Source organism: Nonomuraea sp. ZG12 (assembly GCF_052068115.1).
GTDB lineage: Bacteria > Actinomycetota > Actinomycetes > Streptosporangiales > Streptosporangiaceae > Nonomuraea.
Map to the genome: position 1 here is coordinate 292658 of NZ_JBQHCW010000005.1, position 12054 is coordinate 304711.

10 protein-coding genes are annotated in these 12054 nt (G+C 71.6%); 4 read left to right on the forward strand and 6 right to left on the reverse strand.

Annotation, left to right across the window (positions count from 1 at the left end; translation table 11 throughout):
• Positions 1 to 85 precede the first annotated feature (85 nt).
• Both ACTMTF_RS17990 and ACTMTF_RS17995 read left to right on the forward strand, forming a co-directional pair.
• Complete coding sequence (locus ACTMTF_RS17990; RefSeq protein WP_441111705.1) at positions 86 to 1165, forward strand: trypsin-like serine peptidase; 1080 nt, start codon at positions 86 to 88, stop codon at positions 1163 to 1165.
• 141 nt (positions 1166 to 1306) lie between these two features.
• The gene (locus ACTMTF_RS17995) at positions 1307 to 1525 is read left to right on the forward strand and encodes a hypothetical protein (RefSeq protein WP_397007461.1); all 219 of its coding nucleotides are present in this window, start codon (positions 1307 to 1309) and stop codon (positions 1523 to 1525) included.
• Positions 1526 to 1591: 66 nt separating this feature from the next.
• Here the strand turns inward: ACTMTF_RS17995 and ACTMTF_RS18000 are convergent, their stop codons facing one another.
• The 4 genes from ACTMTF_RS18000 to ACTMTF_RS18015 all read right to left on the reverse strand — a co-directional run bounded on the left by ACTMTF_RS18000 (position 1592) and on the right by ACTMTF_RS18015 (position 6152).
• Entirely contained in the window at positions 1592 to 2119 is a 528-nt protein-coding gene (locus ACTMTF_RS18000) for a hypothetical protein (protein WP_441111706.1), read from the reverse strand.
• Positions 2116 to 3816 (reverse strand): PHP domain-containing protein, encoded by a 1701-nt coding sequence (locus tag ACTMTF_RS18005; RefSeq protein WP_397007465.1) that lies wholly within the window; start codon positions 3814 to 3816, stop codon positions 2116 to 2118. The genes ACTMTF_RS18000 and ACTMTF_RS18005 overlap by 4 nt, the downstream gene beginning before the upstream one ends.
• 160 nt (positions 3817 to 3976) lie before the next feature.
• Complete coding sequence (locus ACTMTF_RS18010; protein ID WP_441111707.1) at positions 3977 to 4849, reverse strand: GntR family transcriptional regulator; 873 nt, start codon at positions 4847 to 4849, stop codon at positions 3977 to 3979.
• Positions 4850 to 4895: 46 nt separating this feature from the next.
• Positions 4896 to 6152, reverse strand: coding sequence for a carotenoid oxygenase family protein (locus ACTMTF_RS18015; protein WP_441111708.1), 1257 nt, complete (start codon positions 6150 to 6152; stop codon positions 4896 to 4898).
• A 183-nt stretch (positions 6153 to 6335) separates the two neighbouring features.
• Here ACTMTF_RS18015 and ACTMTF_RS18020 point away from each other — a divergent pair, with 183 nt between their 5' ends.
• Positions 6336 to 7532 (forward strand): SRPBCC family protein, encoded by a 1197-nt coding sequence (locus ACTMTF_RS18020; protein WP_397007471.1) that lies wholly within the window; start codon positions 6336 to 6338, stop codon positions 7530 to 7532.
• 5 nt (positions 7533 to 7537) lie between these two features.
• Here ACTMTF_RS18020 and ACTMTF_RS18025 read toward each other — a convergent pair whose 3' ends face one another.
• Positions 7538 to 8743: a phospholipase D-like domain-containing protein gene (locus tag ACTMTF_RS18025; RefSeq protein WP_441111709.1), complete on the reverse strand. Its 1206-nt coding sequence runs from the start codon at positions 8741 to 8743 to the stop codon at positions 7538 to 7540.
• 239 nt (positions 8744 to 8982) lie between these two features.
• Between ACTMTF_RS18025 and ACTMTF_RS18030 the strand changes: the two genes are divergently transcribed.
• The gene (locus ACTMTF_RS18030; RefSeq protein WP_441111710.1) at positions 8983 to 11136 is read left to right on the forward strand and encodes a WD40 repeat domain-containing serine/threonine protein kinase; all 2154 of its coding nucleotides are present in this window, start codon (positions 8983 to 8985) and stop codon (positions 11134 to 11136) included.
• Positions 11137 to 11145: 9 nt separating this feature from the next.
• Here the strand turns inward: ACTMTF_RS18030 and ACTMTF_RS18035 are convergent, their stop codons facing one another.
• Entirely contained in the window at positions 11146 to 11976 is an 831-nt protein-coding gene (locus ACTMTF_RS18035; RefSeq protein WP_441111711.1) for an alpha/beta fold hydrolase, read from the reverse strand.
• Positions 11977 to 12054: the final 78 nt, after the last annotated feature.

Sequence of the window (12054 nt, forward strand, 5' to 3'; positions counted from 1 at the left end):
TATATCCATATCTGCATACCTTGAGGCAGATCCGAAGCGCGGTGCGTACCTCCTGACGGCAGATTCCGGTTTCGGGAGGTACGTCATGCACCGCAGAGTCGCCCTGCTCTCCGCCGTCGCGCTGGCCGTCACAGGCGCCCTGATCCCCATGGGCGCCCAGGCCGGCGCCTCGACCGGCCTCGATCCACAGCCGGTCCGGTGGTCCGCCGCCGACTCCTGGCAGGAACGCAGAACCGTCTCGAACTACTGGACCTCGCGGCGCATGCTGGCGGCCGAGCCACTGGACGCCCTCGCCCCGCGGCGCACCCGATCGAACGGCCCGACCCGGGGCAACCCCTGGTCCACGCGCGGCGCCTCGACCACCACCGGCCAGCGCACCCCCTGGGTCACCCAAGGCGCCGCCGCCACGCAGGGCAAACCGTGGGCGGTCAAGGGCACCATGTCCACCGTCGCCCGCCGGCAGGCCCAGGTGCCCAACAGTCCCGGCCTTCGGTGGACCGACGACGGCGCCATCGTGCGCACCAGCGGACGGGTCTTCTTCACCACCGCCGACGGCCAGAACTCCTCCTGCTCGGGCACCGCCGTGACGAGCGCCAACGAGAGTGTGGTGATGACCGCCGGGCACTGCGTGAAGCTGAACGGCACCGCCCACCGCAACTGGGTGTTCGTCCCCGCCTTCGACAACGGCCGGCGTCCGTTCGGCACCTGGGTGGCCAGCAGGATGCTGACCACGCAGCAGTGGAACGCCCGCGAGGACATCAATTTCGACATCGCGGCCGCCGTGGTCGCGCCCCTGCAAGGCCAGACGCTGAGTGACGTCGTGGGCGGTCAGGGGGTGGCGTTCAACCAGCCGAGACAGCGGCAGATGTACTCCTTCGGCTACCCGGCGGCAGCGCCCTTCGACGGCTCGGAGCTCATCTACTGCAGCGGGCGCTCCTTCAACGACACCGTCATGACCAACGACCTGGGGCTGCGCTGCAACATGACCGGCGGATCGAGTGGCGGCGGCTGGTTCCAGGGCTTCGACGAGTCCACCGGACTCGGCTGGCTCAACTCCGTTAACAGCTTCAAGTACGATTTCGCGCAGAATTTCATGTTCGGCCCCTTCTTCGGCAACGAGGCGATGGCCGTCTACCAGGCCGCCCAGGGCACCAACGCGCTCTGACCGGGCACGAGCAGGGCACGAGCAGGGCACGAGCAGGCACGGCCGGGGCGGGTGGCCCATGTGCCCGGGACGGCGGGCGGGTGAGGCTTCGGGTGTTCGGAGAGCCGGGCTCCGGCTCGAAGCCCGAGGAAGGGAACCCTCATGAAGCGCATGCTCACCATCGCCGGCTTCCTGATCGCCGCGGTCGCCGTCCCGCACGCCGTGAGCGCCCAGGCGGCCGTGGACCTGCCCGTCCACCGGGGCAAGTTCTGGTTCCACAGTGACTGCATCACCGCCGGCCAGCAGGGGATCGACCGAGGCCACTGGTCGCACTACCAGTGCGCGGAGGGCTGGCTCTGGAACCTGTGGACCGACCGATAGGCCAAGCGGCGCGCGGCTCGGGATGACGTCCCTCCGGTCATCCCGAGCCCGGACCCGCCTCGCTTGTCAGGTGTGGTCGGCGCAGCAGGGGGTGGGGTCCGGCACCTCGAAGGGCGCCACCCGTCCCCCCGCCACCGGCATCGTGACCAGCGTGAGCACGCCGTCCTGCCAGTGCGGGCGGACGAAGTCACGGGTCTCCAGCACCGTCTCCGCCTCCGGTGGCGGGCCGCCGAGCCGGGTCACCCGCTCGATCGCGCTCAACGCCGTCACCTCCCCCACGGTGAGGGTGCCGACCAGGCGCTCCACACCGGGATAGAGCACCGCCCTGCCGGACCGCCGGGCCGCGTGCTCGGCCGCCGCGTGCGCGGCCGCCTCGGCCAGCTCCGGCGGGGTGACGGGCAGGCCGACGACCTCACCCTCGTCGCCCTGCCGTACCGACCCCTCGGCCGCCAGGCTCACCGCAACGTGCGGGTACGGGATCCGTACCAGATGGGTGCAGGCGAACAGGCCCGGCAGGCCGAGCGGCAGCACGCTCTCGCGCAGCCAGTGCTCGGCCTCCCGTTCCGTGCGGTGCCCCGCGCTGATCCCGATCAACTGGGCAGGACCCAGATCGGGTTGGCGTAGAACCACAGGTCGTCCCACGGGTTGGCGTCGCCGACGACGTCCAGCGCGGGACCGGTGGGGTCGACGTCGGCGCCCATCAGGCCGGGGGCGCTCCGCTTGCCGTCCGTGCCGCGGATGCGGAAGTAGAACGGCTCGCCGACCCGGCCGAAGGAGTGGGTGAAGGAGACCCGGCCGGTCGCATCGCCGACCTCGAAGCTCTTGACCACCCGGGTGGTCGGGGCGGTGAAGGTGTCCTGGTCGGATACCGGCCCGGTGACCTGTCCGGCGATCACGTCGACGCGGGCCAGCTTGGGCAGGAACTGCGACCAGTTCGGCATCGTGGCGAGGTCGATGTCGATGGTCACCTCCACGCTCGCGCCCCGCCTGACCCGCATGACGCCGCCCAGCGGGGTGCCGGAGTTCCCGCGCCGGTCGCCGGCCTGCCGGGCGCGCACGTCGAGGCCCTTGATCAGGCCGCCGTGGTCGACCCAGACGCGGCCGGAGCGCAGTCCGTCCATCACCGCGCGGTAGCTGAAGGAGTCCGCGCCGACGTGGGTGCGGCTGTACTGGCCGGGCCAGTAGTCACCGGCCTGGTCGAGCACCGGCCCGTGCACCGGGTCGTTGTACCTGCCGTTGGCGTTGAAGTCGCTGCCGGGGCCGCGCTGGGAGGTGTCCAGGTAGTTGACGTGGGAGTCGGAGTTGGCGCTGATCCACCAGGGCCGGCCCTCGGCGAGCAGGCTGTCCCAGAGGCCGCCGACGGTGGCGGTCATCCAGTCGAAGCCGCCCCAGGTGCGGTAGCTCTCCAGCGGGTAGCCGGGGAACGACGCGGCCGACGGGTTGTTGTCGTAGTAGCCGCGGGCCCGTCCGGCGGTCGGCCTCGGCAGGCCGGCGGCCTGGTGACCGGGGGCGCCCTCCATGCCGATGGCCACGGTGGGGTCGGCGTCGCGCCAGGCGCGCACCTCGTGCGGGGAGTCGATCCCGCGCCGGGCCGGGTGATTGGCCAGGAAGAGCGCGCCTTCGACGCGCCGCCTGCGCACCTGCTCGCCGAGGAACTTGATGCCGGCGATGGCCAGCGCCTCGTTGGCCGGGGTGGGGTCACCGGCGCTCTTGACCGAGCCGTCGTAGGCGTTCTCGAACTCCTTGAGCACCGCCACCTCGTGGCGTCCGGGGTGGACGAAGACGGTGGCGTGCTCGGCGGCCGGGATGTTCCACTCCAGGCCCTGGTAGATCAGCAGGTCCTTGAGCTGCTCGCGCGCCGCCACGATGTCCGGATTGACCTTCTCCACGCCGATCTTGGCGTGCGCGACGCTGCCGTGGTCGGTGACGACCATCCAGTCGAGCCCGTACGCGTTCGCGTGCCGGGCCTGGTCCACCACCCGGTACTGGGCGTCGGAGCTGTACTGGGTGTGGATGTGGTGGTCACCGGCGAGCCACTGGAACCCGCCCTTCCGGTCGCGGTCCCGGTCGTGGGTGACACCGTGGGCGTGGGCCGCGTGCGGCACCGACAGCACGGTCGCGGCGGCGCCGGCGCCGAGCAGGCCGGTCCGGCGCAGGAAACCCCGGCGGGAGGAGTCGGCGGGGGACAGTTCGCTGTCCGGCACGGACAGGTCGAGCGCCGGAGGCGCGTCCGCACCGGCCGCGCCGATGTGCTCGTGATCATGGTCGTGGTGGTGGTGGCCGTGGCCCATGGTGGCTCCCTCTGGGCGGTGGCCCAAGTGGTCGTTCCAGGTGAAAGGCGAAGACGCCGGGGCCAATCTCACGGAGCACGAGGAACGGCGGGTGTTCGGACAGGGGCGTCCGCACGAACATGAGGTTTCAGGTGCGGGAGTGAAGCGACGAGTCAGGTGGTCAGCGCCGCGCGGGTATCACGGTGGACAGGCCGTCCAGCATCCGTTCGAGGCCGAAGGCGAACAGCGACTCCAGATCGAGCTCCACCCCGAGGTCCGTCACCTGCGCCGCCAGCCGCCCCTCGATCGGCAGGCGGGCGGCGACCCACTGCTTGCTGGTCATCCCGGTGTCCCGTTGCGCGGCGACCTCGCTCTCGATGTTCACCGCCGTGCCGCGCACGTAGTTGACCATCGTGGAGTAGATGTGCAGCCGGGTGCTCGGGTCGATGGCGAGCCCGTCGAGCGCCCGGATGGACCAGCGGGCATAGGCCATCATGCCGGGCAGCATGACGGGCCGGGTGAGGGAGACGACGCGCGCCAGCCACGGATGGCGGTGATAGGCCTCCCATTGCAGAAGGGCGGCCAGCCTGAGGTGGGAGCGCCAGCCGGGCGGCGGGGTCGGCAGGTCGATCTCGGCGAAGGCGGCGTCGGCCATGTGCTGGGCGAGGTCGGCCTTGGTGTCGATGTGCCGGTAGAGGGTCATCGTCGCGACGCCGAGCCTGGAGGCAACCGTGCGCATGGACAGCGAGGCCAGCCCGTCGGCGTCCGCGATCTCCATGGCGACCCGCACGATGCGGTCGTGCTCCAGCCCGCCGGCGGCGCTGCCGGGCAGGGCCCGCCCGGCGACCACGGCGCCCACCCGAGGCGCGGACTCGATGACGCCCGTCTGCTTCAGCGTGGTCAGCGCCTTGGTCGCGGTCGCCATGGCGACGCCCCACTCTGCGACGATCGCCCTGGTGGTGGGGACGGGATCGCCTGGCGCCAGCTCGCCTTCGGCGATGCGCCGCTGGATGTCGGCGACGATCTGGAGATACGGGGGGCGCGGGTCGTCCACGACGCTCACTCTGCCATCACCGCGCCGTTACCGCGCCCTGCGCACGTCAGAGGTCCGGCAGCCAGTTTCCGTGCAGCCCGAGCGGCACCCGTACCGGAAGGTGGATCCGCGCGACGGGCTCGCCGGTGAAGTCCTGCGCGGACAGGATGACCAGATCGGTGGCGCCCCTGGCGGGATCGTGCACGTAGGTGAGGAGGTAGCCGTCGTCCTCGCCGGCCCCCACGGCGGCGAACACGGCCTCACCGACGGCCTCGTCACGACCGAACCCGTGCACCTCGGCCGTACCGCGTTCCAGGTCGTGCTTGACCAGCGCGTTGGTGAAGGCCTCGTCGCCGGGCATCCCCTCCGGGGCGAACGGCATGCCGTACAGGGCCGTGGCGGCCGAGTACCCGAACCGGTGCGGGCGGGTCGTCCGGTCCAGGTTGACGCGCGGGAAGTCCTGGGGCCGGTCGTCGATCCGCCGCTGGCGCACCTGGTCCGCATCGATCGTCCAGCGGTCCAGGACGGGACGGATCGCTCCGGGGTCGGCGGGGTCGAACGGCCCCTCGGCCGTGATCAGGTCGACCACGATCGAGTCGCCGTCGTCGTAGGCGTTGAGCGTGTGGCTGACATGGACGGGGTCGATGTCCAGCCAGCGCACGTCACCGCCCGTGCGCGGCATGACCCCCACCCGGGTGGGATGTTCGGGCAGCCAGCGGCACTCGAATCCGTCGAAGCCCAGCGGTGTGTCCCAGATGACCACGTTCTTCTCGGTGAGCGCGAAGTCGTGCATGAACGGCGTCCGTGCCACCGGGATGCCGGTGGTCTGAACGACCGTGCCCTCGGGGTCCATCACGATGTACTGCACGAAGTCGCGGCCCACCAGGTACGACAGCGAATGCAGCGTGCCGGTGCGGGGATCGTGCTTGGCGTGCGCCCCGGCCGTGAAGCCCTCGGCCGTGCCGCCCAGCGCGCAGACGCCCACCGTGTTCAGCTCGTCGTCCAGCTCGGCGGGCGGCGCACCCCCTTCGAGCAGCGCGAAGGTACGGCGAGCGTGCTCGATCACGTGCACCATCGGCCCGAAGTCCGTCCGGACCCAGCGATTGCGATACCACTCGGCCCGGCCGTCGCGCAGCCGCACGCCGTGCACCATGCCCTGCCCCATCCCCCAGATGTGCACGACGGGATCTTCGACGTTCAGCGGATTCGGGCCGTTGCGCAGGTAACGGCCGTTCAGCTCGGCCGGGACGCGCCCGGTGACCGGCAGATCGTAGACGGTGACTTCCTCGTTGACGGGCGCGAACGGCCCTTCCAGGTACTTCATGTTGACACCGTACGAAGATCCGCTCGCTTCGCCTTGTCCAGCGGCTAGAAAGGCCGGTGTGCACTAGTGCAGATCCGGCTCGGGGCGAGCATCTGCTGGAGCTTGGGCGCGTCGTGGCCAAAGACTTGCCCGGCTCTGGGTAGGGACGCGCTGTGAAGTCCGAAGCGCAAGGAGTTGATGGCAATGCCCGCTGACCAGCGTCGCACCACCTGGGCCGATCTCGTGGTCGTACAGGAAGGGCCGTCACGATCGCGGATCGCGGGCCTGATGCTGGCCGGCGGGTGCGCGGGCGCGGCCATCGCGTACCTGCTCGATCCGCAGCGCGGGCACACCCGCCGGGCACACCTTCGCGACCAGGCCTCGCACGCCACCCACGAGCTGCAGGACGGGCTCGGCGTCCTGGCGCGCGACGCCGGCAACCGTGGCCGCGGGGTGGTGGCCGGCGCGCGCTACCGGATCACGGGAGGGTCCGCCGACGACCGTATCCTGCACGAGCGCGTACGCGCGGAGCTGGGCCGGCACGTCACGCATCCGCATGCCGTGGAGATCACGGTGGCCGAGGGCGTGGTGACCCTGGCCGGCGACGTGCTCGCCGGGGAGACCGAGCACGCGCACCGGGCGATCCGCCGCATCCCGGGCGTGCGGCGGGTGGAGCCGTCCTGGAGTGTGCACCGTGACGCCACCGACGTGCCGCGACTGCAGGGCGGCCGGCCGCGCCGGGCCGTCCCCGGGGTGCTGCAGGAGCACTGGGCGCCGACCACCCGGCTGCTGGCGGGGACCGCCGCCGCGACGATCTGGAGCATGGCCGGGCGGCTGCCGAGGCCGCTCCGCAGGACGGCACGCTGCGCGGGCGCCGCGCTGGCCGTGCGGGCCGCGACGAACCTGCCGATGAAACGGCTCACCGGGATCAGCGCCGGCCGGCGGGCCGTGGACATCGACGACGCCATCTCCATCGGGGCGCCGGTCGAGGCGATCTGGCCGCTGGTGAGCGACTACACCGTCTTCGCCGAGCTCATGCCCGACGTCCGCGAGATCCGCCGCTCCGAGGACGGCCGCCTGTCCCACTGGACGATCGCGGGACCGGCGGGGGTGCCGGTCCGCTTCGACGCCGTGGAGACCAAGCGCGAGGAGGGCAAGGAGATCGCCTGGAAGACCACCGATGGCCAGCTCGTCGCCCACACCGGGGCGATCCGCCTGATGCCCGAGCCCGGTGGCCGGACCCGGGTCCAGGTGCGGTTGACGTACAACCCGGTGGCGGGCGCGGTCGGGCACGCCATCGCGGCGATGCTCGGCGCGCACCCGTCGCACCGGATGAAGCAGGACCTGATGCGGCTGAAGTCGTACGCCGAGACCCGGGCCGCCCAGCCCACCAGGACCTGAGGGGCTCAGGTCACCGGGACGGCGGCCGCGCGCATGGTGTCGAAGTTGGCGACGTACTGCTGGTAGACGGTCTTGTCGTTGAGGCGCAGGAGGGCCTCGTCGTTGCGGCGCAGGGAGGTCAGGTTGTAGTTGTGGCTGCCCGTGAAGACCCAGCGGGCGTCGCGGTCCCCGTCGTAGCCGCCCTCGATGAGAAGGTACTTCGAGTGGACGCGGCCGGGCAGCGCGCCGCCGGTGCCGAGGGTGCGCAGCTCGATGCGCGGCTCGCTCCGCAGGACCTGCTTGACCTCGTCGTCCATGATGCCGTAGACGATCTTGACCGTGCAGCCCTGGGCGGCCAGGTCGCGCAGCTTCTCGGGGATCGCGATGCGGTAGGTGTCCCACTCCGACATCCCGACGCGGACGGTCGTGCCGCCGCCCTGGCAGGAGACCTTGCCGAGGTGCTCGACGACGGGATCGGTGGCGGCGCTGTCGCCGGCCCTGGGGAAGAAGTGCGCGCGTACGGAGCCGCCCGCGGAGCCGGTGTTGACCACGCGGTAGTAGTCGAGGTTCTTCCGCTCCGCCGCCAGGTCCTTGAAGTAGTTCTCGTAGGCCTGGTAGAGGCGCTTGTTGCCGGGCAGGACGACCGCGTTGTTCCAGTAGGTCGTGGAGTTCAGGTCGGTGAGGTTGGCCGACGACTGCACCACCACGTTCGAGGCGTCCCCGGTCTTCGAGAACAGGTAGAACTTGTTGTGCTGCCCCTTGTCGCCGACGCAGGCCGCCGTGCCGCCCGACATCGGGCCGGTGCAGACGTGCAGCCAGGAGCCCGCCGACTGGTCCGTGCCCAGGCCGCTCGCCAGCCGCGCCGCCACCGTGCGGCCGCGCGTGTCGCCGTCCAGGATGACCTGCACCTTGACACCGCGCCGGTGCGCCTTGATGAGCTCGTCGGCGAACTCCGTGCCCGCGGTGCCGGACATGACGAAGTGCGCGACCTGGATGCGCGCGCCGGCGGGGGCCTGCTTGACCAGGGCGCAGATCTTGCGGACGATCGCGACCGGGTCACCGCCGACCGGCTCGCTGAAGACCGCGCCGGCGGACACCGGCGTCTCGGGCGCGTCGGCACAGGTGCCCGAGCTCGCCGCGGCGGGGCTGCTCAGCGCGAGGACCGGCAGGGCCACGGCGGTGGCCGCCAGCATGGGCAGCACGGGCAGCACGGTCAGTGATCTGCGGGGCATGGATGACTCCTTCAAGGACAGGGGACGGAGAACGGCACGCGACCGGCTCCTCCTTCCGGCAGTGATCCTCGGGGTGCCGGCGGCGAGTTCGGGAACGACAGCACAAAGATCGGGACAACGGGGAGGAAACATCTCTCTGAGGGCGATTTCCCCCAGCTGGCGGCGTACGGTCCTCTTTCAGAGCCGACACACGGCCCCTTATCGTGTGGAAAGCTGAAAGATCCGAGAAAGGACGTGGGATGCCGGACGTTCGCCCACTCGGGCCCGGCGATCCCGAGCGGATCAACGGCTATCGCCTCACCGGCGTGCTCGGCTCCGGCGGGCAGGGCGTGGTCTACCGCGGGGTCACCGGCACCGGCCGCGACGTGGCCGTCAAACTGCTGCACAGCCACCTGAGCCACGACGACGACGTCACCAAGGGGTTCCTGCGCGAGGTCGAGGCGGCACGCCGGGTGGCCGCGTTCTGCACGGCCGCCGTGCTGGACTTCGGCATGCTGGACGACCGGCCGTACATCGTGAGCGAGTACGTCGCCGGCGAGACCCTGCAAGCGCTCGTCCGGGCCTCGGGGCCGCGGACCGGCGGCGCGCTGGACCGGCTCGCGATCTCCACCCTGACCGCGCTGGCCGCCATCCACCAGGCCGGGATCGTGCACCGCGACTTCAAGCCGGGCAACGTGCTGATCGGCCCGGAAGGCCCGATCGTCATCGACTTCGGGATCGCCAAGGCGCTCGACGCCGCCACGCGGGCGTCGGGGCCGGTCGGCACCCCTACCTACATGTCGCCGGAGCAGTTCAGGGGTGAGCGGATCGGGCCCGCGTCCGACCTTTTCAGCTGGGCGGGCACGATGGTGTTCGCCGCCACCGGGCGGCCCGCGTTCGCGGGTCAGACGGTGCCCGCCATCCTGCACGCGGTGCTGAGCGGCTCTCCCGATCTCACGGGCGTGCCGCCGCACCTGCTGGAGCCGATCCAGGCGTGCCTGGCCAAGGACCCGGCCGCCCGGCCGAACACGGCCGACCTCCTCCAACGCCTGATCAGGCAGCAACCGGGAGCACCGGCCCCCCTCGGACCTGACCTGCGGCAGAGCCCGCCGGTTCAGCCCCAGAACGGTCACCGGCCGGGGCCGATGGAGTCGCCTCACGCCGGGCCCGTGTCCTTACCGGTGCCGGAGAGCACGACGGCCCCCGGGCGGGACCGGGTGGTCAGTCGGCGGGCCCTGATCACCGGTGGTGTCGCGGCCACGGCGGCGGTGGCGGTCTCCGCCTTCGCCGTGTTCCGGCCGGCCGGCGGCACCCTCGGGCCGGACGGCGAGGCGCTTCAGCCGATCGGCGGGGTCCGGCAGCCCGGCACCCCGACGGACTCCCCCGCGACGACGACCGGCGGCACGCCCACCCCGACTGCCACGCCCACCCCGACGGCGGCCGAGCCGTTCGGCACACCGGTCAAGGACCCCGTCTCGCTGCCCGGGACCGGCGGCCGGGCGACGGCGCTGACCGCCACGGGCGCCACCGTCGCCTGCGGGACGGAGAAGGGGCAGGTGCTCGCCTGGGACCTGGGCTCGGCGGAGATCACCGAGCTGGGCGACGGCGGCGGGACGGTGACGTCGGTGGCCACGGGCGACCTGAACGGGACGGCGGTGGTCGCCTCCGGCCACTCCGACGGCCGGATGCGGCTTTGGACCGTGACAGGAAAGAGCCTGGGCACGCACCGGGCGAGCGACCCCGTCCGCGCCGTCACGGTCGCCGGCCGGGCGGTCGCGGTCACCGAGAAGTACGACGGCATGACCGACCTGCACAGCGTCGTACGGCTCTGGGACATCGCCACCGGCAAGCAGATCGGCGCCACGATCCGGGACCACTTCCAGGGCATCCACGGCCTGACCTTCGGCAGGCTGGGCAAGGTGGACGTGCTCGTCACCGGCTCCGGCGGCAACCAGATCCGCGTGTGGCGGCTGTCGACCGGCAAGCTCATGCACTCCTTCCACACCGGTGACGTCGGCGGCATAGAGCGGCTGGCCTGCGGCGAAATCAAGGGCAAGGCCGTCCTGGTCTCCACCCACCTGGACGCCACCCTGCGCGTCTACGACCTGGCCACCGGCAAGCGCCGGAAGAAGTGGACCTTCAGCGACCAGAGCCCCGACGACCGGGGCGCCGCCGCCCTGGTCACGGGCATGATCGGCGACCTGCCCATCGCGGCCGTCGCCCACACCCCGGCGGGCGGCGACGTCATCGTCCGGGTCTGGAGCCTGGACGACGGAGACATCGTCGGCGTCCTCGGCCCCGGCGTCGGCGGCGAGATCCGTACCCTGGCCCTGAGCGAGCTCGGCGGCCTGCCGGTCATCGTCGGAGCCGACGAGCAGGAGTCCCTCCGCACCTGGAGCCTCGGCCCGGCGTGACGCCTCCCGTCAGGAGAGCGTCCTCAGAAAGCGGTCGATGAGCGGGGCGATCTCGGGGAGCCGGTCCTCCAGGGCGAAGTGGCCGGTGTCGAGCACGTGCAGCTCGGCGTCCGGCAGATCCTTCAGGTAGGCGCGGGCTCCCGGCTCGGGGAAGAAGGCGTCGTTACGCCCCCAGACGATCAGGGTGCGGGGCCGGTGCTCGCGCAGCCACGCCTGCCAGACGGGGTAGAGCTCGACGTTGGCCCCGTAGTTCCCGGCCAGCGCCAGCTGGGCCCGCTTCCGGCCGGGCAGGTCGAGGAAGTGCTGGTCCAGCGTCCAGCCGTCGGGCGCGATCAGCGAGACGTCGGCCACGCCGCCTTCGTACTGGCCGCGCGTCACCGGCAGCGAGAACAGCTCCTCGGTGGGATGCGGGATCAGCTGCCTGGCCAGGTCGGAGAGTCCTTCGTCGTAGGCGTTGGCGTTCTGCACGATGAGCCCGGCGATCCACTCGGGGTGCCGGGTGGCCAGCCGGAAGCCCACCGGTCCGCCGAAGTCGAAGGCGTACAGCACGAAGCGCGTCAGCCCGAGCCGCTCGGCGAAGCCCTCGACCACGTCGGCCAGCCGGTCGAAGGTGTACGTGAAGCCGGCGGGCGGCTCGGTGTGCCCGAAGCCCGGATAGTCGGGGGCGATCAGCCGGTGCCGGTCGCCGAGCGCGTCCATCAGCCGCCGGTACTGGTGTGAGCCCGACGGGAAGCCGTGCAGGAGCAACACCGGCAGGGCGTCGGCCGGTCCCGTCTCCCGGTAGAAGACCCGCACCCCGTCGACGTCCACGAACGCGTGCCGTACCTCGGGAATGTTCATTTCTAATGCCTCCAACACCTTGGGATGCATTAGTTATAGCCTCGCGAAACCTAACGGGTCAACCGGCCCAGGTAGCAT

What these genes read in the sequence shown, in the direction of transcription:
- ACTMTF_RS17990 (WP_441111705.1), top strand. Translation starts at nt 86, where the DNA reads ATGCACCGCAGAGTCGCCCTGCTCTCCGCCGTCGCGCTGGCCGTCACA.
- ACTMTF_RS17995 (WP_397007461.1), top strand. Translation starts at nt 1,307, where the DNA reads ATGAAGCGCATGCTCACCATCGCCGGCTTCCTGATCGCCGCGGTCGCC.
- ACTMTF_RS18005 (WP_397007465.1), bottom strand. Translation starts at nt 3,816, where the DNA reads ATGGGCCACGGCCACCACCACCACGACCATGATCACGAGCACATCGGC.
- ACTMTF_RS18015 (WP_441111708.1), bottom strand. Translation starts at nt 6,152, where the DNA reads ATGAAGTACCTGGAAGGGCCGTTCGCGCCCGTCAACGAGGAAGTCACC.
- ACTMTF_RS18020 (WP_397007471.1), top strand. Translation starts at nt 6,336, where the DNA reads ATGCCCGCTGACCAGCGTCGCACCACCTGGGCCGATCTCGTGGTCGTA.
- ACTMTF_RS18025 (WP_441111709.1), bottom strand. Translation starts at nt 8,743, where the DNA reads ATGCCCCGCAGATCACTGACCGTGCTGCCCGTGCTGCCCATGCTGGCG.
- ACTMTF_RS18030 (WP_441111710.1), top strand. Translation starts at nt 8,983, where the DNA reads ATGCCGGACGTTCGCCCACTCGGGCCCGGCGATCCCGAGCGGATCAAC.
- ACTMTF_RS18035 (WP_441111711.1), bottom strand. Translation starts at nt 11,976, where the DNA reads ATGAACATTCCCGAGGTACGGCACGCGTTCGTGGACGTCGACGGGGTG.